Origin of the sequence: Aeromonas popoffii (genome assembly GCF_037818705.1) — a bacterium.
Taxonomy (GTDB): domain Bacteria; phylum Pseudomonadota; class Gammaproteobacteria; order Enterobacterales; family Aeromonadaceae; genus Aeromonas; species Aeromonas popoffii.
In genome coordinates this window covers 131,499-152,548 of the sequence record NZ_CP149129.1, presented here as the reverse complement: position 1 = coordinate 152,548, position 21,050 = coordinate 131,499, and the positions used below count along the sequence as shown (strand labels likewise).

22 protein-coding genes are annotated in these 21,050 nt (G+C 60.4%); 6 read left to right on the top strand and 16 right to left on the bottom strand.

The window, feature by feature from the left end:
* Positions 1-730: 730 nt before the first annotated feature.
* The 9 genes from WJM78_RS00745 to WJM78_RS00705 all read right to left on the bottom strand — a co-directional run bounded on the left by WJM78_RS00745 (position 731) and on the right by WJM78_RS00705 (position 7,455).
* Positions 731-991, bottom strand: a complete 261-nt coding sequence (locus WJM78_RS00745; RefSeq protein WP_275929404.1) for a DUF1488 domain-containing protein — start codon at positions 989-991, stop codon at positions 731-733.
* The gene (gene aroE / locus WJM78_RS00740) at positions 988-1,809 is read right to left on the bottom strand and encodes a shikimate dehydrogenase (RefSeq protein ID WP_339012674.1); all 822 of its coding nucleotides are present in this window, start codon (positions 1,807-1,809) and stop codon (positions 988-990) included. The genes WJM78_RS00745 and aroE overlap by 4 nt, the downstream gene beginning before the upstream one ends.
* A 103-nt stretch (positions 1,810-1,912) precedes the next feature.
* Positions 1,913-2,821 (bottom strand): oxygen-dependent coproporphyrinogen oxidase, encoded by a 909-nt coding sequence (gene hemF, locus WJM78_RS00735; protein ID WP_339012671.1) that lies wholly within the window; start codon positions 2,819-2,821, stop codon positions 1,913-1,915.
* A 110-nt stretch (positions 2,822-2,931) separates the two neighbouring features.
* Entirely contained in the window at positions 2,932-3,492 is a 561-nt protein-coding gene (locus WJM78_RS00730; protein WP_339012668.1) for a Sua5/YciO/YrdC/YwlC family protein, read from the bottom strand.
* Between the two features lie 138 nt (positions 3,493-3,630).
* Positions 3,631-4,137 (bottom strand): 5-(carboxyamino)imidazole ribonucleotide mutase, encoded by a 507-nt coding sequence (gene purE, locus WJM78_RS00725; protein WP_065403696.1) that lies wholly within the window; start codon positions 4,135-4,137, stop codon positions 3,631-3,633.
* Positions 4,138-4,209: 72 nt separating this feature from the next.
* A complete protein-coding gene (locus tag WJM78_RS00720; protein ID WP_339012663.1) occupies positions 4,210-4,767 on the bottom strand; it encodes a DNA topoisomerase family protein in 558 nt (185 codons plus the stop codon).
* A 55-nt stretch (positions 4,768-4,822) separates the two neighbouring features.
* A complete protein-coding gene (locus WJM78_RS00715; RefSeq protein ID WP_040070089.1) occupies positions 4,823-5,296 on the bottom strand; it encodes a DUF494 family protein in 474 nt (157 codons plus the stop codon).
* A complete protein-coding gene (dprA, locus tag WJM78_RS00710) occupies positions 5,289-6,404 on the bottom strand; it encodes a DNA-processing protein DprA (protein WP_339012658.1) in 1,116 nt (371 codons plus the stop codon). Before dprA ends, WJM78_RS00715 begins: the two co-directional genes overlap by 8 nt.
* A gap of 1 nt (position 6,405) precedes the next feature.
* Positions 6,406-7,455 carry a LysM domain-containing protein gene (locus WJM78_RS00705; protein ID WP_339012656.1) on the bottom strand — a complete coding sequence of 350 codons (1,050 nt, stop codon included), beginning with the start codon at positions 7,453-7,455 and terminating at the stop codon, positions 6,406-6,408.
* Positions 7,456-7,563: 108 nt separating this feature from the next.
* On the opposite strand from WJM78_RS00705, the gene def reads away from it, so the two are divergent.
* The 5 genes from def (at position 7,564) to WJM78_RS00680 (ending at position 13,444) form a co-directional block, all read left to right on the top strand.
* Positions 7,564-8,076: a peptide deformylase gene (gene def, locus WJM78_RS00700; RefSeq protein WP_339012653.1), complete on the top strand. Its 513-nt coding sequence runs from the start codon at positions 7,564-7,566 to the stop codon at positions 8,074-8,076.
* Positions 8,077-8,088: 12 nt separating this feature from the next.
* The gene (gene fmt / locus WJM78_RS00695; protein ID WP_287145827.1) at positions 8,089-9,033 is read left to right on the top strand and encodes a methionyl-tRNA formyltransferase; all 945 of its coding nucleotides are present in this window, start codon (positions 8,089-8,091) and stop codon (positions 9,031-9,033) included.
* A gap of 45 nt (positions 9,034-9,078) precedes the next feature.
* Positions 9,079-10,371: a 16S rRNA (cytosine(967)-C(5))-methyltransferase RsmB gene (gene rsmB / locus WJM78_RS00690; RefSeq protein WP_339012648.1), complete on the top strand. Its 1,293-nt coding sequence runs from the start codon at positions 9,079-9,081 to the stop codon at positions 10,369-10,371.
* Positions 10,372-10,528: 157 nt separating this feature from the next.
* Positions 10,529-11,905: a Trk system potassium transporter TrkA gene (gene trkA, locus WJM78_RS00685; RefSeq protein ID WP_042033934.1), complete on the top strand. Its 1,377-nt coding sequence runs from the start codon at positions 10,529-10,531 to the stop codon at positions 11,903-11,905.
* Between the two features lie 96 nt (positions 11,906-12,001).
* Positions 12,002-13,444, top strand: coding sequence for a TrkH family potassium uptake protein (locus WJM78_RS00680; RefSeq protein ID WP_339012644.1), 1,443 nt, complete (start codon positions 12,002-12,004; stop codon positions 13,442-13,444).
* A gap of 116 nt (positions 13,445-13,560) precedes the next feature.
* Here the strand turns inward: WJM78_RS00680 and rmuC are convergent, their stop codons facing one another.
* The gene (gene rmuC, locus WJM78_RS00675; RefSeq protein ID WP_339012641.1) at positions 13,561-14,901 is read right to left on the bottom strand and encodes a DNA recombination protein RmuC; all 1,341 of its coding nucleotides are present in this window, start codon (positions 14,899-14,901) and stop codon (positions 13,561-13,563) included.
* The gene (locus WJM78_RS00670; RefSeq protein WP_042033938.1) at positions 14,898-15,113 is read right to left on the bottom strand and encodes a hypothetical protein; all 216 of its coding nucleotides are present in this window, start codon (positions 15,111-15,113) and stop codon (positions 14,898-14,900) included. The genes rmuC and WJM78_RS00670 overlap by 4 nt, the downstream gene beginning before the upstream one ends.
* Positions 15,114-15,251: 138 nt before the next feature.
* On the opposite strand from WJM78_RS00670, the gene WJM78_RS00665 reads away from it, so the two are divergent.
* The gene (locus tag WJM78_RS00665) at positions 15,252-15,764 is read left to right on the top strand and encodes a ferredoxin-type protein NapF (protein ID WP_275929416.1); all 513 of its coding nucleotides are present in this window, start codon (positions 15,252-15,254) and stop codon (positions 15,762-15,764) included.
* Between the two features lie 78 nt (positions 15,765-15,842).
* Here the strand turns inward: WJM78_RS00665 and WJM78_RS00660 are convergent, their stop codons facing one another.
* The 5 genes from WJM78_RS00660 to WJM78_RS00640 all read right to left on the bottom strand — a co-directional run bounded on the left by WJM78_RS00660 (position 15,843) and on the right by WJM78_RS00640 (position 20,999).
* Positions 15,843-16,295, bottom strand: a complete 453-nt coding sequence (locus tag WJM78_RS00660) for an Rrf2 family transcriptional regulator (protein ID WP_042033941.1) — start codon at positions 16,293-16,295, stop codon at positions 15,843-15,845.
* A 298-nt stretch (positions 16,296-16,593) separates the two neighbouring features.
* The gene (locus WJM78_RS00655; protein WP_042033942.1) at positions 16,594-17,433 is read right to left on the bottom strand and encodes a PfkB family carbohydrate kinase; all 840 of its coding nucleotides are present in this window, start codon (positions 17,431-17,433) and stop codon (positions 16,594-16,596) included.
* A gap of 118 nt (positions 17,434-17,551) precedes the next feature.
* Complete coding sequence (gene ald / locus WJM78_RS00650; RefSeq protein ID WP_212514037.1) at positions 17,552-18,667, bottom strand: alanine dehydrogenase; 1,116 nt, start codon at positions 18,665-18,667, stop codon at positions 17,552-17,554.
* On the bottom strand, positions 18,664-19,419 hold the full coding sequence (locus tag WJM78_RS00645; RefSeq protein ID WP_108537366.1) for a glutamine amidotransferase-related protein: 756 nt from the start codon (positions 19,417-19,419) through the stop codon (positions 18,664-18,666). Before WJM78_RS00645 ends, ald begins: the two co-directional genes overlap by 4 nt.
* Positions 19,420-19,502: 83 nt before the next feature.
* Positions 19,503-20,999 carry a CoA-acylating methylmalonate-semialdehyde dehydrogenase gene (locus tag WJM78_RS00640; protein WP_339012634.1) on the bottom strand — a complete coding sequence of 499 codons (1,497 nt, stop codon included), beginning with the start codon at positions 20,997-20,999 and terminating at the stop codon, positions 19,503-19,505.
* Positions 21,000-21,050: the final 51 nt, after the last annotated feature.

The window sequence follows — 21,050 nt, the reverse complement described above, 5'->3', positions numbered from 1 at the left end:
AAAACTTTCAGTTGGATGACGTCCCGCCAACCCTCAATACCCGCCTATGCACTCCCACAAGAAATTTGATAAAAGCCCTTTTTAACAGTTTTGTGACAAGTTAATTTCCATTAGAAATCAACTTGTCATCCTCATGGCAACGTTTTCATATTTCTGCCATGGAGCAGAAGGCACATCACTCAATAAGTACAGAAATGAAATTTTATTACATGATGGTAGGGAGAGGGGGGATAAAAATGAGACCGGCACCACTGGTGCGGTATCGGCCTGCAACAATCAGCTCAAAAATGGGGAAGAGGCTAAATCTTGAGAACAAAAGGCAACTGGTTTTCCTCAAGAATCCCCTTCATTCTAACAAACACGTGGCAAGCTTAAAGCTTTTACTCTAATTGTCACACGTAAAAAAACACCCCGACGAATACTCATCGGGGTCGCTATTCAGCCACATTCAATTACGTGAAATAAAAGGTCTGAAAGATAGAACATCTAACCTCTGTACCCTACGTTGCTAACTGTATAGCAAAGCAGCAGAAAGTGAAAGTAATTTATGTAATTTAGTTTCACGTAAAATAAATTACAAAAAACACTCTGTTTTTCATATAGATAAAAAAATCCCCAGTACGAATACCGGGGCGTTATAAAGGTGACTAGCTAGCACTTCCTCAACTATCTAGTTAGTCAGCGGTATTCCACACAAGTTCCGCTGCTTTGAGAAAAAACTCTAAAAAACTTAGAGATAGATGGCCCCATCTTCTGCAAACTCTTGTTCTTCAATGAGTTTCTCAGCCAAGTCTTCAATGTCGAAGCGCACACTCTCGAAGGCGCGTAGTATGCCCTCCTCCCTGACGAGGGAGAGGCCAGTCATCTTTTCCAGACGCCGGCGACTGATGTAGCAATCGACCAGAGCCCCTCTCTGCTGGGCCGGAAAATGGATCCGCTGTTCGTGCGGTTGCCAGTCCGCCAGTTCGGGAAACAGTATGCCTTGGTTCATAGGGTCCCCAGATTTCGTTTGAGTTCTCTCAATACCTGTTTAGTCCCTGGCCGGATGCCGCGCCACACGGTAAAGGCCTCAGCCGCCTGCTCGACCAGCATGCCCAGCCCATCCATGACCTGGCAAGCCCCCTGCTGTCTAGCCCAGCCGATGAAGGGGGTATCCGAGGTACCATACATCATGTCGTAGATGGCAATATCGGCGTGGATCAGCGCGGGGGCGAGGGGTGGTAGCTCTCCTTGAAGGCTGGCAGAAGTGGAATTGATGATGAGGTCAAATACCCCCTCCAGCAGCTCATAGCGCTGGGCCATGACCCCCCCCAGATCGTGAAACTCGGCCGCCAGTTGCTCCGCCTTGGCGTGGGTGCGGTTGGCTATCACCAATTCGCTCGGCAGCTCGGCCAGCAGCGGTGCCAGCGCACCACGAGCCGCCCCTCCTGCGCCTAGCAGCAGGATCCGGCAGCCCGTCAGGATCACGCCGTGGGCCTTAAGATCAGCCACCAGACCGGCACCATCTGTATTGTCGCCCAGCAACACGCCATCATCGGTCAGCTTGATGGTATTGACGGCCCCCGCCCGCTTGGCCCTCGGGCTCAAGCGGTCAACCAGCGCAAACGCCTGCTCCTTGAATGGCACTGTGACATTGCAACCCTTGCCACCCTGAGCAAAGAAGCTACGCAGGCTATCGGCAAACTCGTCGACGGCGGGCTCGGCCAGACCATATTCCAACTCTTGCTGGGTCTGCCTGGCAAACAGGGTGTGAATAAAGGGGGATTTGCTGTGGCGCACCGGGTGGCCAAAAACCAGATAACGATCCATCAAAGAGTTCCATCAGAGGGCAATATTCCGATTTAACGGGTTTTCGCACTCAGGAACAAGCCGAATATCGGCCAATAAAAAGGGGCCGTCATGGCCCCTCGGGTCACAGCCACTCCCGCGGCGTGAGGTAATCGGTGTAGAGCAAAGCCTCCGGGCTGCCCGCCTCCGGCTGCCAGTCATACTCCCAGCGTGCCAGCGGTGGCATCGACATCAGGATCGACTCGGTACGTCCACCGGTCTGCAGCCCGAACAGGGTGCCCCGGTCATACACCAGATTGAACTCCACATAACGACCGCGACGATAGAGCTGGAACTCCCGCTCCCGCTCGCCATAGGCCAGCGCCTTGCGCCGCTCGACAATCGGCAGGTAGGCATCGAGATAGCCCTTGCCGACCGCCTGCATGAAGGCAAAACAATCCGCAAACGGCCAGCGATTCAGGTCATCGAAGAAGAGGCCACCCACGCCGCGTGTCTCGTTGCGATGCTTGAGGAAGAAGTAGCGATCGCACCAGGATTTGAACTCGGGGTAGACCTGCTCGCCAAAGGGTTGGCAGAGGTCGTGCGATACCCGGTGCCAGTGCTGCACATCCTCGGCAAATGGGTAGAAGGGCGTCAAATCGAAACCACCGCCGAACCACCAGATGGGATCTTCGCCTTCCTTCTCGGCAATGAAGAAACGGACGTTGGCATGGCTGGTCGGCACATAAGGATTATGCGGATGGATCACCAGCGACACCCCCATGGCTTCGAACTTGCGACCCGCCAGCTCGGGCCTATGGGCCGTAGCCGATGCAGGCATGGCATCGCCATAGACATGGGAAAAATTGACGCCCCCCTGTTCGATCACGGAGCCATGGCGCAACACGCGGGTACGACCACCACCGCCGCCCTCACGACACCAGGCATCTTCCACAAAGTGCCCGGTACCATCGGCCTGCTCCAGGCCACGGCAGATCTCGTCCTGCAACTGCAACAGGAAGGCCTTGACCTGGGCCACGTCCGGTTTGCTCATCTTGTCTCCAGTCAGGCAGGATCTTGAACGCCCTGTCCATTTTATTGTGATATCACACCCAGGGCTCAACGCCCATGCGCATTGCGGCGAAAAAGGATCTGACCTCCCGCTCAGGAGGGACGAATAATCGCACCGGTTCGGGCGTCCTTGATCTCGGAAGGATTGGCCTGGCCCCCCACCTCTCCGGGCAGGATATAGCTCAGCTGGCTTGCCAGCGCCTCACCGATATCAGCCAGCCGACGAGCAGGCTCCTCGCCGGTCAGGTTGGCGCTGGTAGAGACCAGTGGCTTGCCGAAGGCGCGGCACAGGGCCTGCACCTGAGGATGAGCCGTCACTCGCACGGCCAAGGTGTCGAACTGGCCTGTCAGCCAGATTGGCGTCGTGGCACGAGCAGGCATGATCCAGGTAAAGGGGCCGGGCCAGCTGGCCTCTACCCTGGCCTGCTGCTCGGCGCTGAGCTGGCTCACATTGATATATTCTTGCAGCTGCGCCAGATCGGCAGCAATCAGGATCAAGCCCTTCTCCACGGGACGCTGCTTGATAGCCAGCAGACGCTGCACCGCCAATTCGGAATCGGGATCACAACCCAGGCCAAACACGGCCTCGGTGGCATAGGCGATCACCCCTTCACTGTGGAGAGCGGCAAGCGCTTGTTCAAATTCATTGGGCATAGAAAAAATGCGGCAGCCAAGCTGCCGCCTCATCACTGATTGTAAGTTGGGCCTGCGGAGCAACAACCGCCGGTTCAGATGCATTTTCCCTGGAACGCAGAAAAATACGACCGGTCAGGCTGGCTGCCGCCTCATTACTTATTTGAGCAGTTGAGCCTGCAGGGCGGCATCCTTGGCCATCACCTCTTCGGCATTCTTCTGGCGTTCAGCACGTACCTTGGCCGCCAGTTCATCATTTCCGACCGCCAGCATCTGAGCCGCCAGATAGCCCGCGTTCTTGGCACCGGCCTTGCCGATTGCTACGGTTGCCACTGGCACGCCACCCGGCATCTGCACGGTAGAGAGCAGCGCATCCAATCCCTTGAGCGGGCCTCCATCAATGGGCACCCCAATCACGGGACGGGTGGTGATACCGGCAACAGCACCGGCCAAGTGAGCCGCCAGACCGGCAGCACAGATAAAGACCTTGCAGCCACGGGCTTCGGCATCGGTCACATACTGATGAGTCGCAGCCGGGGTACGGTGCGCAGAGGTAACCTTGACTTCCACTGTGATATCAAACGACTTGAGGATCTCAAGGGTAGATTGCATCACGGGAAAATCAGAATCAGAGCCCATCAATACGGCAACAAAGGGTTTATTCATGGTGGGAATTTCCTTACTCCAAATGGGGTTGAAGTTCGCCGAAAACGTTTCAATCTGGTTACGGCGGCGGGATTATACCTGCTCACTTTGATGGCCGCATTTCTTTTGCGGGCAGATCCACCTCAGATTTCCCCTTACTTTCTTCTCCACCATGATGCCCCAGCCACATTCGGGACAAGACATAGGGATAGGCTTGTCGTTCACCACATATTTACAATGTGGATACCCATCGCAGGAGTAAAACTGCTTGCCGTAGCGTGACGTGCGACTCACCAGATGACCCTTGCCACAATCAGGACAGAGGATCTGGGTATTGTCGCATTCCTGCAAGGATTCGATGTGCTGGCAGGCCGGGTACTGGGTGCACCCCACAAACAGGCCATAACGCCCCTTTTTGATCGCCAGCGGCTGGCCGCAATCCGGGCAGGCCGAGCCCTCAAGCACTTTCTCGATGTCGCGGCCGGATGGCGTCAGGGAACGGATATAGTCACAGGCAGGATAGGCAGCGCAGCCCAGGAAGGGACCATGCTTGCCCTGTCGGATCAGCAACTCGGCACCACACTGCGGGCACGGCTCTCGCTCAAATGCCTGCTCGTGGACAGAAAAGAGATGATGATCGATTTTTGACATGGGCCGCGCCTTGAAATCCAGATGGCCTGAATTCTACCAGCGCGGCACCGGACTGTCAGTGAATGACGCCGTCTGACTCATCAAACACCAGCTCTTCCATCTGCTGGTAGGCATTTTCACTGCCCGGTACGTTGAACAGCACCATCATGACGACCCACTTCAAGTCATCCAGCTCGATATCCGGCTTGTCCAGCTCGAGCAGGCGCTCGATGCAGATCTCGCGGGTTTCGGCATTCAGTACCTGAGCCTGTTCCAGGAAGAGCAGGAAGCCACGGCATTCGGTGCTGAGGCGAGTCAGCTCTTGCGGGGCATAGATACGCATCGAGCCTTGCGCGCTGGCGGTGACGTACACCTCCCGCTCGCTATCGTGCAGGTTGGCCAGTCGCTCCAGCCAGTCGAGCGCCTTGTCGATTTCTTCTTTATCGAAACCGGCTCGGCTCAACTCGTCGGTGAGCTCATCCTGCTCGACCATCACATCTGCATCGCTGTGGATGTAGGTCTCGAAAAGGTACATCAATACATCAAACATGATTCGCCCTCCTCGCTCTGACGTATCCACCGGCTACCGCCATCACTGCGCCGGAAAGCTCCAGCTCTACCAACCTGCCCAATACCACCTCGACAGGAAGCTGGGCCCGTTCGGCGACGGTATCCACGCTCGTGGTCTCATAATCTACGTTATCCAACAAATCGGCATAAGGCAATTCGCTATTATGCCGTTGCTCAGGCAATTCAGCCGGTTTCCGTGCCAGGCTGACCAATCCGGGAAACTCTTCCACTATATCGGCCGCGCTCAACACAAGTTTGGCCCCCTGCTGGATTAATTTGTTGCAGCCCAGCGCCTGCACATTCTGCGGCGCACCGGGAACGGCAAATACCTCGCGCCCCTGCTCCAGCGCGTAACGGGCCGTGATGAGTGAGCCACTCTGTTCGGCCGCCTCCACCACTAGCGTCCCTCGCGCCAGTCCGCTGATGATGCGATTGCGACGAGGGAAATGTTCGGCCAGCGGCCCCTTGTCCGGCGCCAGCTCGGAGATGAGCACACCCGCGTTCGCCAGGATCTGGCCAGCCAGCCCCTGATGACGCTTGGGGTAGAGGCAGTCGAGACCGGAACCCAGTACGGCGAGTGTAACACCTCCGGTCGCCAGGGCCTGCTGATGACAGACACCATCGATACCGAGCGCGAGTCCCGAGGTGATCGCCAGACCGCACGCCACCAGTTCCGCACACAGGCGGGCGGCATTATCCTTGCCGGCATAGGTGGGGTGACGCGTACCGACCATCGCCAGCTGTGGAACAGACAAGGCGGCAAGATTGCCACGACAGTAGAGCAGCAAGGGGGCGGCAGGGATCTCTTTCAACAAGTCAGGATAGGCGGGGTCATCGGGGCAGATCAGGTGGTTGCCAGGCTCGGTGGCCCAACGTAGCCCCTGATCAACCGAAGGTAGTGGCCATCTGAGCTGCCGGATCTGGGCCGAGTGCAGGCCAAGCACCCGTAAATGGCCATCATCACTCTCAAACAGGGCTGCAATATCGCCACCAAAGTGAGCAAGCAGGCGGGCGGCAGTGACTGGGCCGATACCGGTGACGGCATCCAGCGTCAACCACAGCGAGACCCGCTCGAGTGGAGGTGGCACGTTAGAAGTTACTGACCTGATAGCCGGAGCTGACCATGTCCTGGCTCTGCATGATGAGACCGTAGCTCAACTTGTCATACACCTTGAACAACATGACTCGGGCCACAGCTTCCGAAGGCAAGGGTTGCTTGCCGGTCGAGTAGAAGGCCTTGTTGTAGACGGAAGAGTACTCCTTGTATGACACCTTGCCGTTCTTGCCCACCAGCGTGGCGCCAGGACGCCGGACCTCCAGCACATCGCCGGGGGCAAGCTGATCCCGCAGCCCTTTGTTGATGAGCACGACATCAAACTTGCCACCACCACGGGCCTTGCTCGGCAGATCGACTATGTAACCCGGTGAAATCACGGGTGCCGCCTTCGGGGTGAACACGGCAGAGAGAGTTTCCTGTGGCGGCAAAGGTATCACCTTGTCTCCCTGATACACCTCTCGCTGATTGTGACTGAGGGTAACCCGGGTGCGATCATTCGGCAGCCGCTCCTCGGCTCTGGCCGTGCCGACAAAGACCGCCTCCTGCCCCAGCAGCTCACCGGTTTGCTTGTCCTTATAAACGACACCGGGATGATAGATGCCGTAGTCCTGACCTGGCGTCAGCGATCCCTGCACATAGAGGGTGTCGCCCTCCAGCATACCGATATGGGCCTCGTTGTTGCCGAGCACATAGGGCAGCTGTTTCGCTTGCTGGTTGTCGGCCAGAATGTGGTCGGTTTGCAGGAAGGGACCTATTTCGCTGAGCGGCAGCATCGGGACCGGATTGGCCTTATTCTCGACGCGGCTCTTGGGCGAGAGGTGGACTACCTGCTTGCCCCCCTCTGTCGCCTTGCCGAGCAGGGGGTAGCTCCAGTGCGGATTGGCAATCTGGGGATTGACGTTCCACAGGCGGTGCAAGAGCCCGGTCTCTGCCAGATACTGGCCAGCAATATCCAAGAGGGTGTCGCCTTTTTGAACGGTATGACGCTCGGGATAACCCACTTGCAATTTCAACTGATCGGCCAAGGCACTCTGGCTCAGAGTGGCCAGCAGGCAGGCGAGGATGGTTTGCTTCAGATACATAACACTCCCTGTTACTTCTGCGCGCAAAGTGTTGCTGTTTTTTGTCGGCGTAAATGACTAGAATTACGCCAATATTGACTGCATTTATACGAAACTAAAGAAAAAACTATGGCCATTCTAGATGTATTGCGTTTTCCCGATGAACGTCTGCGCACTGTAGCAGCCCCTGTCGAGACCTTTACACCCGAGTTACAACAGATTGTAGATGATATGTTCGAAACCATGTACGCGGAGGAAGGCATAGGCCTTGCCGCCACTCAGGTCGACATTCATCAGCGCATCATAGTGATCGATGTCTCTGAAAACCGTGAAGATCCTCTGGTATTGATCAACCCCGAGATCCTCGAGCAATCCGGCAGCACCGGCATCGAAGAGGGTTGCCTCTCCGTGCCCGAGCACCGCGCTCTGGTACCACGCGCCGAACAGGTCAAAATCCGCGCGCTGGATCGCAACGGCAAGCCGTTCGAGCTGGCGACAGACGATCTGCTCGCTATCTGCATACAGCATGAGATGGATCATCTGGTCGGCAAGCTGTTTGTGGACTACTTGTCCCCGCTCAAGCGCCAGCGCATTCGCCAGAAGCTGGAAAAGATGGCCCGTGAAGATCGCAAAATCCTCTGAGGATCTGCCCCATTGAATAAGCTGAAACTGATTTTTGCCGGTACTCCCGACTTCGCCGCCCGTCATCTGGCGGCGTTGTTGTCTTCCGACCACGAGGTCGTTGCCGTTTATACCCAGCCTGACAAACCGGCCGGCCGTGGTCAGAAGCTCACTGCCAGCCCGGTCAAAGAGCTGGCCCTGACCCACAATCTGCCGGTTTACCAACCCGCCTCGCTGCGCAATGAAGAGGCGCAGGCCGAACTGGCAGCTCTTGGTGCCGATCTCATGGTGGTAGTGGCCTATGGTCTGATCCTGCCCAAGGTGGTGCTCGATACTCCCCGTCTCGGTTGCATCAACGTGCACGGCTCCCTGCTGCCGCGCTGGCGCGGCGCGGCACCGATCCAGCGCGCCATCTGGGCGGGCGATGCCGAGACCGGCGTCACCATCATGCAGATGGATGTGGGGCTGGATACCGGCGCCATGATCCGCAAGGTGAGCTGCCCTATCGCCGCCGACGAAACCTCTACCAGCCTGTACGACAAGCTGGCCGGGCTGGGCCCGCAGGCGCTGGTCGATACCCTGAATGCAATGGCGACCGGTGACACGGCGGCCGAGCAGCAGGACGATTCTCTGGCCAACTATGCCCAGAAGCTCTCCAAGGAAGAGGCCCGCATTGACTGGTCGATGGAGGCCGTTGCCATCGAGCGCTGCATCCGCGCCTTCAATCCCTGGCCCATTAGCTGGTTCGAGGTCGCCGGCCAAACCATCAAGGTGTGGCAAGCCGAAGTAGTGGATAGCAACCATGGCCAACCCGCAGGCACCCTGCTCAAGGCCGACAAGCAGGGGATCGACATTGCCACCGGCAAGGGCGTGCTGCGCCTGCTGACCCTGCAACCACCCGGCAAGAAGGCCATGTCCGTCTCGGATCTGCTCAACTCTCGCCGCGACTGGTTTGAACCCGGCACGCAATTGAATTGAACCAAGCGGGGCCCAGGCCCCGACTTGCGCATCTAAGGTAACATTATGAAAACACGTGCACAGGCCGCTCTCGTTATTCAACAGGTGCTGGATCAGGGTCAATCTCTCTCCGCTGTTCTGCCTGCTGCCCAGGAGAAGGTTGCGCCCCGCGATCGCGCCCTCCTGCAAGAACTCTGCTACGGCACCCTGCGCTGGCTGCCCCGCCTCGATGCAGCGGTCAACGAGATGATGGACAAGCCGCTCAAGAACAAGAGCCGCATCTTCCACTATCTGATCCTGGTCGGTCTCTATCAGCTCATCTACACCCGCATTCCGGCACACGCCGCCGTGGCCGAAACAGTCAACGCCGTCAAGCTGCTCAAGGGTACCTCCTTGCGCGGCCTCATCAATGGTGTGCTGCGCAACTTCCAGCGCAGCGCCGAAGTCATTCTGCTACGCATCGACCGCGTCCCCAGCATTCGCCTAGGCCACCCCGAGTGGCTCACCAAGCGCCTGCGCCAGGCCTATCCCGAAGATTGGGAATTCATCATGGAGGCCAACAACCAGCGCCCGCCCATGTGGATCCGCAACAACAGCCAGCGCCAGAGCCGCGAGCAGATGCTGGCCCGCATGGCCGAAGTGGGCATCAATGCGGTGGCCGGTGAGGAAGGTGAAGATTGCATCCTGCTGGAACGCCCTTGCGACGTAACCAAGCTGCCCGGCTTCGAGGCAGGTGACTGCTCGGTACAGGATGGCGCGGCGCAACAGGCCGCCCGACTGCTCGACCCGCAACCGGGCGAGTGGGTGCTGGATGCCTGCGCCGCCCCCGGTGGCAAGACAGCTCACCTGCTTGAACGTCAACCCGCCCTGGCTGGCGTGGTGGCCGTCGATGCCGACGAGCACCGCCTCAAGCGGGTGCAGGAAAACCTGGATCGCATCGGCCTCAAGGCCGAGGTGATCCACGGTGATGCCAGCACCCCGGAACTCTGGTGGCCAAAGGGTCAGTTCGATCGCATCCTGCTGGATGCCCCCTGCTCTGCAACCGGCGTCATACGACGCCATCCCGACATCAAGTGGCTGCGCCGGGATCAGGACATCCGTGAGCTGGCCGAGCTGCAACGCCGTATTCTGATCGCCCTCTGGTCGAAACTGAAAAGCGGCGGTACTCTGCTTTACGCCACTTGCTCAGTGCTGCCGGAAGAGAACCGCGAACAGATCCGTGCCTTCCTGGCAGCCACCCCGGATGCCACCCTGGTGCCGCTGCACGAACAGGACACCCCGGCATGTCCGGGCCGCCAGTTCCTGCCGGGCGAAGCCGAAATGGATGGCTTCTACTATGCCAAGCTGCTCAAACGGTAAGCAGGGCAGTGGCCATGAAGATGACGGGTGCCGGTTGACGGCACCCATTACTGCGCAATATCGAGCACGCTCTCCCTATGAAAATCATCATGTTGATGACTGACCCTGACCATACTGGCAGCCGTTGCAACACATCCTCGTTCCCTGAGGGGTTCCTATGAAGATCATCATTCTGGGTGCCGGCCAGGTCGGTGGCACCCTGGCCGAGAACCTGGCCGGCGAGAACAATGACATCACCATCGTCGATACCGACAGCGACCGTCTGCGGGAGCTGCAGGACAAGTTCGACCTGCGGGTGGTGAACGGTCACGGCGCCCACCCCAAGGTGCTGCGCGAAGCGGGTGCCCAGGATGCAGACATGCTGGTCGCGGTCACCAACAGTGACGAGACCAACATGATCGCCTGCCAGGTTGCCTACTCCCTGTTCAACACCCCGAACAAGGTAGCGCGCATTCGATCGCCGGCCTATCTGGTGGAACGGGATCGCCTGTTCCTGCCGGAATCGGTGCCGGTGGATCACCTGATCGCCCCCGAGCAGCTGGTGACCGACTATGTTCGCCGGTTGATCGAGTATCCGGGTGCGCTTCAGGTGGTGGACTTTGCCGGTGGCAAGGTGGGTCTGGTGGCGGTCAAGGCCTACTACGGCGGCCCTCTGGTGGGCAATGCCCTCTCCACCCTGCGGGATCACATGCCGAACATAGAGACCCGGGTAGCCGCCATCTTCCGCCAGAACCGCTCCATACGTCCGCAAGGCACCACCATCATAGAGGCGGATGACGAGGTCTTCTTCGTCGCCGCCGCTGGCCATATCCGGGCTGTGATGTCAGAACTGCAGCGGCTCGAGAGCCCCTATCGCCGCATCATGATCGTCGGCGGTGGCAACATAGGCGCCGGCCTCGCGCACCAGCTGGAGAAGCGCTACAGCGTCAAGCTGATCGAGCGTAATCAGAAGCGGGCAGAACAGCTGTCGGAGCTGCTGGAAAACACCATCGTCTTCTGCGGCGATGCGGCGGATCAAGAACTGCTGGCCGAGGAGCACATCGATCAGATCGACGTCTTCATCGCCGTGACCAACGAGGATGAGGCCAACATCATGTCAGCCCTGCTCGCCAAGAAGATGGGCGCCAAGAAGACTATGGTGCTGATCCAGCGCAGCGCCTACGTGGATCTGGTGCAGGGTGGATCCATCGACATCGCCATTTCGCCGCAGCAGGCCACCATCTCGGCCCTGCTGACCCACGTGCGCCGGGCCGACATCGCCAACGTCTACAGCCTGCGCCGCGGTGCAGCCGAAGCCATCGAGGCCATCGCCCACGGTGACGAAAACACCTCTAAGGTGGTGGGCAAGACGGTGGGTGAGCTCAAGCTGCCGCCCGGCACCACCATAGGCGCCATAGTGCGCGGTGATGAGGTGCTGATCGCCCACGATCGCACCCAGATCCAACAGGATGACCATGTGGTGATGTTTCTGGTGGACAAGAAGTACATCCCGGAAGTGGAACGGCTGTTTCAGCCAAGTCCTTTCTTCCTGTAACCTGCCCATGCCCCCAGGCAACGCAAACCTGACCCGGCACAGCCTCCCAAACGGATTGTCCGGGTCTTTTGTCAATCAACGATCAGGTTATTCTGCATGATCAAGCTGCGTCCCATCATCTTCACCCTAGGGCTGGTGCTCTCCAAGTTGGCCCTGTTCATGTGGCTGCCCACCCTGCTGGCGCTGCTCACCGGCTCCGAGGGCTTCGTCGAGTTCCTCAAATCCGTGCTGATCACCCACGGTGCCGCCCTGCTCTGCCTGCACCACGGTCGCAAGGCGGAGTTTCACCTCGGCGTGCGCGAGATGTTCCTGCTCACCACCTCTGTCTGGGTGGTCGCCTGCATCTTCGGGGCTCTGCCCTTCTTCTTCTTCAACCACATCGACTTCACCGACGCTTACTTCGAGACCATGTCCGGCGTCACCACCACGGGTTCCACCGTACTGTCAGGGCTCGACGACATGGCCCACAGCATCTTGCTGTGGCGATCAATACTGCAGTGGCTGGGGGGCGTGGGCTTCATCGTGATGGCGGTGGCTGTGCTGCCCTACCTCAACGTGGGCGGCATGAAGCTGTTCCAGACCGAGAGCTCGGATTGGTCGGACAAGAGCGCACCGCGCGCCAAGACGGTGGCCAACAACATAGTGGTGGTCTATCTGGTGCTCTCCATGTGCTGCTTCCTCGCCTACTGGGTAAGCGGCATGACGCTGTTCGAGGCGGTCAACCACACCATGACCACTCTCAGTACCGGGGGCTATTCCACCTCGGATCAATCCATGTCGCACTTCTCCAACTCGGCACACTGGATCGGCACCCTCTTCATGTTCCTCGGCGGCCTGCCCTTCCTGCTCTATGTGCAGAGCCTGAGTCACCGTGACACCAGCCTGCTCAAGGATGCCCAGGTTCAGGGTTTCTTCTGGCTGGTGGTATGGGTCACGATCGTGGTCACCCTCTACCTGTGGATCAGAGACATTTACGGCTTTATGAATGCCCTGCGCGTCAGCAGCTTCAATATCGTCTCTGTGCTCACCACCACTGGGTATGGCCTCGGAGATTTTGGCACCTGGGGGCCGCTCACCAGCATCATCTTTATCATCTTGCTGGCACTGGGCGCCTGTTCCGGCTCCACCGCCGGCGGCCTCAAGGTATTCCGGGTACAGGTGGCGTTCGCCCTGTTCAAGAAGCAGATGCGCCAGTTGATGCACCCCTCCGCCGTCTTCCCGCAGAAGTACAACGGTCGCCAGGTCAACGACGCCATCATCCGCTCCATGATCTCGTTCGTGCTGGCTTACTTCGCCGTCATACTGCTTATCGCCGCCCTGCTCGCCGCCATCGGGCTGGATCCCCTGACGGCCATCTCAGGCTCCATCACGGCGGTGGCCAACGTAGGCCCGGGCATGGGCCCCATCATAGGTCCCAGTGGAAACTTTGCCACCCTGCCGGACTCGGCCAAGTGGATACTGTCGTTCGGCATGCTGCTGGGGCGGCTCGAGATCCTGACTGTGGCCGTGATCTTCTTCCCCTCCTTCTGGAAGCAGTAGCGCCGCCAATCAAGGCGGCGACACTGCCCGGCCAGACTCCAGATCGGGTGAGGAAATGCAAGAAGGGCAGCCAATGGCTGCCCTTCTTCATCTCATGCTGTGCGGGACCCTCTGCCTCACTCGGCAGACTCTTCCCGCTCCAGTGCGCGGTTGACCAACGGCTCGGGCAGCGTCTTGGTCACCTCGACCCCCAGCTCGCGAAAGCGCTCGGCCTGGGCGATCAGGTTGCCACGGCCGTTGACCAGCCGTCCCATCGCCTTGTCGTAGCTCTCCTGCGCCTTGTGCAGGCTACCCCCCATCTGCTGCATCTCCTCGACAAACAGCCGCAGCTTTTCGTAGAGGCGCCCGGCCCGCTCGGCAATCTGGCGAGCATTCTGGTTCTGCCGCTCGTAGCGCCACAGGTTTTCGATGGTGCGCAGCGCCACCATCAGGTTGGTGGGGCTCACCAGTAGTATGTTGTTGTCGAGGCCGTAGCGTACCAGGGAGGGATCGGCCTCCACCGCGGTGAGGAAGGCCGGCTCCACCGCCACAAACATCAGCACATAGTCGAGGGTGCGTACCCCCGGCAGTTGCTGGTAATCCTTACGGCCCAGCTCGCGGATATGGTTGCGCACCGAGGCAACGTGCTCTTTCAGCGCCACTGCCTTCTCCAGCACGTCGTCGGCGTTGTACCAGCGCTCGTAGGCGGTCAGCGACACCTTGGCGTCGATGATGATGTCTTTTTCCTGCGGCAAGTGGACTATCACGTCAGGCTGATAGCGCTTGCCCTTCTCCACCTCGATATTGACCTGGGTGTGGTACTCGTGGCCTTCGCGCAGGCCGCATTCGCTGAGGATCCGCGCCAGCACCACTTCACCCCAGTTGCCCTGCTGCTTGCTGTCGCCCTTGAGAGCGCGGGTCAGCGCCGCTGCCTCTTCGGTCATGCGGGCATTGAGCTCGGCGAGGCGCTCCAGCTCGAACTTGAGACTGTGGCGCTGGGCCGTCTCCTGGGCGTGGGTCTCCCCCACCTGACGGCGAAACCCCTCCAACTGCTCTTTGAGCGGGGTGAGCAGCAGATCGAGACTGTTCTGGTTCAGTTCACGGAAGTTACCGGAGTTTTGTTCGAAGATCCGGTTGGCAAGGTTCTCGAACTGCTGGCTGAGGCGCTGTTCCGCCTCCTGTTGCAGTTGCAGCTTCTCGGCGGCTGCCAGCCGCTCGCTGCGCAGGGTCGCTTCCGCATCCTTGAGGCGGGCGGTGAGCTTGATGAGGAGGGTCTGCTGCTGATCCAGCTTCTGCTGGCCCTGCATCCGCTCGTCCTGCAGCTCGTCGAAGCGATCCTGCAACACCTGGTGACGTTCCTGGCTCAGCAACAACGCCTGCGCCTGTGCGCTGGCGGCACGTCGCCCCGCCAGCCAGCCAACCCCGAGGGCGATCAGGGCGACCAGCAGTGCCGGCACCCAGCTCGCCAGGTCGATCATTTACGGCCCCGCTGACGCAGGAAGAGCTCGAGGTAACGGTTGAGCAATAGCCAGATCAGCACATAGAGGAGGTAGGCAGCCAGTACCACCCACTTGTGACTGTTAACCCCGGTGTCGAGCTCGGCGAACCCGATATCCTTGATGCGGCAGTAGGCCCACATCAACAGGGGGAAGATATACAACAGAGACGCACGCCACAGAAATAACCACATGAGTTCATTCAATCCCGCAAAAAGACTCGCCTAGCTTACACAAGGGCAACCCGGCTTGCGATCCTGCCCCGCGCTATTCTCTGGCTTGCCAGCGAAAACTTGGATAAAATTAACCCCTAATGGGTATAAGGGGTGGGCATGACTCATTTTTTCTGTCGATGGCTGATGCACGCATTGGGGGGCTCCCGCAAACCGGACGTGGTTTGTCACGAGGCACGCCCGCCCTGGGCCATCGAAGAGTCCCAGTACCTCTCCCTCTGCACCCGCTGCGGTGAATGCTTCAAAGCCTGTCCCAACCGCCTGCTCAAACCGGCAAGCCAATCCGAATACGAGGGCACTGCCATCGCCGGCACCCCTGTGCTGGATCTCGCCTGCGGCCAGTGCAGCTACTGTGGCAGCTGCGCCAGAGCCTGTCCGACCGGAGCCCTCGACCTGCAGTGGGGACGCCAAGTGCAGACCCGGGTGCAGATAGAGGCGAGCTGTCAGGCCAAACAGGGCTTTTACTGCCTGCTGTGCGAAGATGCCTGCCCCCAGCTGGCGATCAAGGCCACCGCCGACGGCGTCAGCGTCAACATGGCGGCGTGCGATGGCTGCGGTGCCTGCGGTCTCGCCTGCTTCCATGGTGCCATCACCCTGATCCCCCAGCTCTGACCCGATCCGCCACCCAGGTCTCAAACGCCAGAAAGCACAAAGGGGCACCAAGGCCCCTTTGTCAGTCCGGCACGGCGTTTATGCCATGACCAGAGTGGAATCCTGTTCGATACCGAGCAAGTGGCAGAGACGGGTCGGATCCCGCACCGCATCGGCCAGGGTATATTCCCCCAGCACCTCGAGGAAAGCGTTCATGGCGCGCCGTAGAATGCCCTGAATGCGGCAGCCACCGGAGAGGCGGCAGTTCTCGCGCTTGCAATCAACCGGGCAGAGCACGTGCTCCATGTCCATCACCACATCGCGCAAGTTGATGGAGACGGCAGAGCGACCGAGGCGGATGCCGCCATGCTTGCCACGTACCGTCTCTATGTAGCCCTTGATGCCGAGCTGATGCACTATCTTGACCACGTGGTTGCGGGAGATGGCAAAGGTATCGGCCACCTCTGTGATGGTCGACAGGCGATCTCCCGGCTGAACCGCCAAAAAAGTCAGGGTACGCAGGGCATAGTCGGTAAATCGTGTCAGTTGCATGGTCGCACTTGCCTCTTACTACAAGCCAGAAATCAGGACGACAACCTAAAGCTAAGAGGCGGGGCCGCGCTTGCGCTGGCACGGAGCACGCATCTTAATCTGAGTCGTGGAGTGACAAGGTTAAGAGCAGCTCAGGCGGGTGTCGATGAAGATGCACATAAATCAACACTTTCTTTGATTGATCGCAAACTTGCAGGCTTAGTCCAAGGTTTGGGGCATTTTTGGCGGCTAAATTCGCCTGTCCTCCCTCAACACCCGAGGGGATCGGACCACTCCATACGACACCTTGCTTCAGGATTCAGTGGGGCTGCCTGAGCCAGTTTTTCAAGGCACTGGAGGGAATCGAACTCTCGGAGGCGACCGCAAAAGCCCCCCAATCCACCGCACACTGCAAAGCATCCTGGATCGCCATGCCACGGGCAAGACCATGAATGAGGCCACCGGCGAACGCATCCCCCGCCCCCGTGGTATCGACCACGGACACCGGCCGCGCCGCCACCCGGATCTGCTCCTCGCCGTGAATGGCCACGGCCCCCGCCTTGCCTTCGGTCAGCACCAGCCACTCCAGCTGATCTCCCGCCAGCTGCCTGGCGTGCTGCCAGGGGTCGCCCACCTCGCCGAGATCGGAGCGGGAAGCGACCAGCACATGGCAGGGGCGGCGCGCCTGACCCCCCTTGGGATACTGGGCCACCACGAAGCTCTTGCCGATCATCTGGCGCATGTAGCCGATGATGGCGGTGCCGGGATAGTTCACGTAGAGGCAGTCCACCCCCTCCACCGGCAAGTCGCCGGGCAGATCGGGGCGACGCGGCCGCCTGAGGATGGTGCGCTCGCCGGTGGCGTCCACCAGGATCAGCAGCTCGCCTGTTTCGCCACCGAAACGCTCCACATGAGAGCAGTCCAACCCGTAACCCGCCGCCTGCTCCAGCAGCCAGTCGCCCGCCTCATCCAGTCCGATGCGGGAGGCTATGGTCACCTCGTGGCCCGCCCACACCAGCCCTATGCCGGTGTTGGCGGCGCCGCCGCCCAACCGGCGGCCCTGATCCACGTATTGCAGCCGGGCTCCGGCCACCAGAGGTTCGGAGAGGGAGAGCACATGATCACAGTTGAGATTGGCGAGCAGCAGAATACGGGACATGGAGAGACCTCACTGACAAGGGACCCCAGTATATGAGAAAGGGCCCTGACGGCCCTCCCTGAAATCGCGGGGTTTGTGAGCCCGCTCGACGTTTGCCGGCCGGCTTTACGCCGCTGTGTCAGCCCAGTACGGACTCGGCGCTGACGTACTCGTAGCCGAGCGCCTGGGCCACCGCGGCCTGGGTGACCTTGCCTTTGAACACGTTGAGACCGGCCCGCAGGTGCTTGTCATCCCTGAGCGCCTGGACATAGCCCTTGTCGGCCAGTGCCAGCACGAACGGCAAAGTGGCATTGGTCAGGGCGAAGGTGGAGGTACGCGCCACGCCACCCGGCATGTTGGCCACACAGTAGTGGATGATGCCGTCCACCACATAGGTGGGCTCCTCGTGGGTGGTCGGGTGGGACGTCTCGAAACAGCCGCCCTGATCGATAGCCACATCCACCAGCACAGAACCCTTGCGCATCAGCTTGAGCATGTCGCGGGTCAGCAGCCTGGGCGCCGCCGCCCCCGGGATCAGCACGGCGCCGATCACCAGATCCGCCTGGGCGATGCAGGCCTCGATATTGGTACGGGTGGAGTAGAGGGTCTTGAGGGCCGGGCCATACAGACTGTCCAGCTCCCGTAGCCGCGGCAGGGAACGATCCAGGATAGTGACATCGGCCCCCAACCCCAGCCCCATGCGCGCCGAGTTGACACCGACTACCCCGCCGCCCAGCACCACTACCTTGGCGGGCGCCACTGCGGGTACGCCACCGAGCAGGGTGCCATTGCCCCCTTGCGCCTTCTCCAGGCTGTGGGCCCCGGCCTGGATCGCCATCCTCCCCGCCACCTCGGACATGGGTGCCAGCAGCGGCAAGCCGCCGCGCTCGTCGGTCACCGTCTCGTAGGCGATGGCCACCACCCCCGAATGCACCAGCAGTTGGGTCTGCACCGGATCCGGCGCCAGGTGCAGATAGGTGAACAGCAGCTGATCCGGGCGCAGCAGTTCGCACTCCTCGGGCTGGGGCTCCTTCACCTTCACTATCATCTCGGCCCGGGCGAAGATCTCCGCCGCGCTGGCCACCAGCTCGGCCCCGGCCGCCTGGTACTCGGCATCAGACAATCCGATCGCCTCACCGCCCTGCTGTTGTACCAGGACCTTGTGTCCCCGGGCCGCCAGCTCCTGCACTCCGGCGGGAGTCATGCCGACCCGGTATTCATGGTTTTTGATTTCCTTGGGTACGCCAATAATCATGCTCGCTCTCCTGCTGTGATCCCGCCGGCCGCTCCTTCGCCACCGGGCAGTATGCCCAAAAATTGCAACAGCCACTGCATCATGGTAGCCGAGTCCACCTCCCCCTCCAGCGAGGAGAGGCTGCGCTGATAGCGGTCATCGGACAGGAAGTCCCGCCGCCGCTCGATCAACGCCCGGTTGTACTCCACCGAAAACTCCGGATGCCCCTGAATGGCGACGATATGATCCCCCTGCAAGAACATGAAGTTGGGGCAAAAATCGTTGCCCGCCAGCCGGATCGCGCCCGGTGGCAGCTGCTCGACCTGATCCTGGTGGCTGGCCAGGATCCGGATCGTATCCAGCCCGGGCTGCATCCAGGCTCCGCTCGCCAGCATGGGATGCACTGACACCCCCAGCCCCCACCCCTTGGTAGACTTCACCACTTCGCCACCCAGCGCCTGGGCGATCACCTGATGGCCGAAGCAGACCCCGGCCAGCTTGACGTCGGCATCGTGCGCCTGGCGGATCCACGCCCGCAGCGCCTGGATCCAGGGGATATCGCTGTAAGCATCGTGGCGCGAGCCCGTGATGAGCCAGGCATCACACTCGTGCAGGTCGTCCGGCAGCTCACCATCGAGCGCCGACCAGACCCGAAACTCCAGCTCGGGGGCCAGAGCCCGAAAACCCCTGATAAACATCTCGGAGTAAACGGGGCCAAAATCACCCGCCAAATCGGGATCCAGCCGGTCACAATCGAGAATTCCCAGTCGCATCTGTCACTCCTTTACAGAGGTTACCCCCGCAGACCGATGGCCTGCGGGGGCAATAGGTTAGGCCATGTCAGCGTGCCTGCGCGTCACTTCATGGTCGGCATGGAGAACTCCGCGCCAGCACGCAGGCTCTGTGGCCAGCGCGCCGTCACCGTCTTCATCCGGGTGTAGAAGCGCACCCCATCAGGCCCATGCATATTGAGCGGCCCGAAGATGGACCGCTTCCAGCCACCGAAGCTGTGAAACGCCATGGGCACGGGAATAGGGACGTTCACCCCTACCATACCGACCTGAACCCTGGCGGTGAAGTCCCGCGCCGTATCACCGTCGCAAGTAAAGATGGCGGTGCCGTTACCGTACTCGTGTTCGTTGATGAGCTTGAGCGCCGTCTCGTAATCCGGGGCCCGCACTATGGCAAGCACGGGACCGAAGATCTCCTCCCGGTAGATGCGCATGTCGGGGGTCACCTCGTCAAACAAACTGCCGCCGATAAAGTAGCCTTCCCCATGACTCACGCCGCGACCATCGACCCGCAACAGAGCCCCCTCGGCCACCCCCTGATCCACATAATCGCGCACCTTGGCCAGATGCTCGCGACTGATGAGGGGCCCCATCTCGTTTTCCGGGGTCTGACCCAGCCCCGGGCCGACTCGCAGTTTTTCCACCAGTGGCGAAAGTTTTGCCACCAGCGCATCGGCTGTCTCATCCCCCACCACCACGGCCACCGAGATCGCCATGCAGCGCTCACCGGCAGCGCCATAGGCCGCCCCCATCAGGGCTGAGACCGCCTGGTCGAGATCCGCATCCGGCATCACCAGCATGTGGTTCTTGGCGCCGCCCAGCGCCTGCACCCGCTTGCCGTGGGCCGAGGCGGTGGCGTAGATGTACTGGGCGATGGGGGTAGAGCCGACAAAGGAGACGGCGCCGACCCGTGAGTCGGTCAGCAGCACGTCCACCACCTCCTTGTCACCGTTCACCACGTTGAGCACGCCGTCCGGCAGACCGGCCTGCTTGAGCAGCTCGGCCATGCGCAGGGAGAGGGAGGGATCCTTCTCGGAAGGCTTGAGCATGAAGGTGTTGCCACAGGCGATGGCCACCGGGAACATCCAGAGCGGCACCATGGCCGGGAAGTTGAACGGCGTGATGCCGGCGCACACCCCCACCGGCTGCATCATGGAGTAGCTGTCGACCCCCCGGCCCACGTTGAGAGAGTGCTCCCCCTTGAGCAGGTGGGGAATGCCACAGGCAAACTCCACCACCTCAAGACCACGAGTCAGCTCGCCCTGGGCATCGGAGAAGACCTTGCCGTGCTCGCGGCTGATGAGCCGGGCCAGATCATCCCTGTGCTGCTCCATCAGCTCCTTGAAGCGGAACAGCACCCGGGCCCGCACCAGCGGCGGGGTCTGCGACCAGTCAGCGAAGGCACGCTCGGCGATGGCAATGGCCTCGTCGCATTCGGCGGCGGTACTGAGCACCACCTGACCCTGCTGCTGGCCGGTGGCCGGGTTGAAGATGGCGCCGAAGCGCTCGCTGCGACTCTCCGTCGTCTCGCCGTTGATAAAGTTGCTGACCCGATATGTCATAAATCCTCCGTGATGGCTCATCCGTCTCTACCTGCGCCGTCTCACGCGAGC

Excerpts from the sequence above, each read along its gene's own strand:
- WJM78_RS00745 (WP_275929404.1), bottom strand. The coding sequence starts at position 991 with ATGAACCAAGGCATACTGTTTCCCGAACTGGCGGACTGGCAACCGCAC.
- aroE (WP_339012674.1), bottom strand. The coding sequence starts at position 1,809 with ATGGATCGTTATCTGGTTTTTGGCCACCCGGTGCGCCACAGCAAATCC.
- hemF (WP_339012671.1), bottom strand. The coding sequence starts at position 2,821 with ATGAGCAAACCGGACGTGGCCCAGGTCAAGGCCTTCCTGTTGCAGTTG.
- WJM78_RS00730 (WP_339012668.1), bottom strand. The coding sequence starts at position 3,492 with ATGCCCAATGAATTTGAACAAGCGCTTGCCGCTCTCCACAGTGAAGGG.
- purE (WP_065403696.1), bottom strand. The coding sequence starts at position 4,137 with ATGAATAAACCCTTTGTTGCCGTATTGATGGGCTCTGATTCTGATTTT.
- WJM78_RS00720 (WP_339012663.1), bottom strand. The coding sequence starts at position 4,767 with ATGTCAAAAATCGATCATCATCTCTTTTCTGTCCACGAGCAGGCATTT.
- WJM78_RS00715 (WP_040070089.1), bottom strand. The coding sequence starts at position 5,296 with ATGTTTGATGTATTGATGTACCTTTTCGAGACCTACATCCACAGCGAT.
- WJM78_RS00705 (WP_339012656.1), bottom strand. The coding sequence starts at position 7,455 with ATGTATCTGAAGCAAACCATCCTCGCCTGCCTGCTGGCCACTCTGAGC.
- def (WP_339012653.1), top strand. The coding sequence starts at position 7,564 with ATGGCCATTCTAGATGTATTGCGTTTTCCCGATGAACGTCTGCGCACT.
- rsmB (WP_339012648.1), top strand. The coding sequence starts at position 9,079 with ATGAAAACACGTGCACAGGCCGCTCTCGTTATTCAACAGGTGCTGGAT.
- trkA (WP_042033934.1), top strand. The coding sequence starts at position 10,529 with ATGAAGATCATCATTCTGGGTGCCGGCCAGGTCGGTGGCACCCTGGCC.
- WJM78_RS00680 (WP_339012644.1), top strand. The coding sequence starts at position 12,002 with ATGATCAAGCTGCGTCCCATCATCTTCACCCTAGGGCTGGTGCTCTCC.
- rmuC (WP_339012641.1), bottom strand. The coding sequence starts at position 14,901 with ATGATCGACCTGGCGAGCTGGGTGCCGGCACTGCTGGTCGCCCTGATC.
- WJM78_RS00670 (WP_042033938.1), bottom strand. The coding sequence starts at position 15,113 with ATGTGGTTATTTCTGTGGCGTGCGTCTCTGTTGTATATCTTCCCCCTG.
- WJM78_RS00665 (WP_275929416.1), top strand. The coding sequence starts at position 15,252 with ATGACTCATTTTTTCTGTCGATGGCTGATGCACGCATTGGGGGGCTCC.
- WJM78_RS00660 (WP_042033941.1), bottom strand. The coding sequence starts at position 16,295 with ATGCAACTGACACGATTTACCGACTATGCCCTGCGTACCCTGACTTTT.
- WJM78_RS00655 (WP_042033942.1), bottom strand. The coding sequence starts at position 17,433 with ATGTCCCGTATTCTGCTGCTCGCCAATCTCAACTGTGATCATGTGCTC.
- ald (WP_212514037.1), bottom strand. The coding sequence starts at position 18,667 with ATGATTATTGGCGTACCCAAGGAAATCAAAAACCATGAATACCGGGTC.
- WJM78_RS00645 (WP_108537366.1), bottom strand. The coding sequence starts at position 19,419 with ATGCGACTGGGAATTCTCGATTGTGACCGGCTGGATCCCGATTTGGCG.
- WJM78_RS00640 (WP_339012634.1), bottom strand. The coding sequence starts at position 20,999 with ATGACATATCGGGTCAGCAACTTTATCAACGGCGAGACGACGGAGAGT.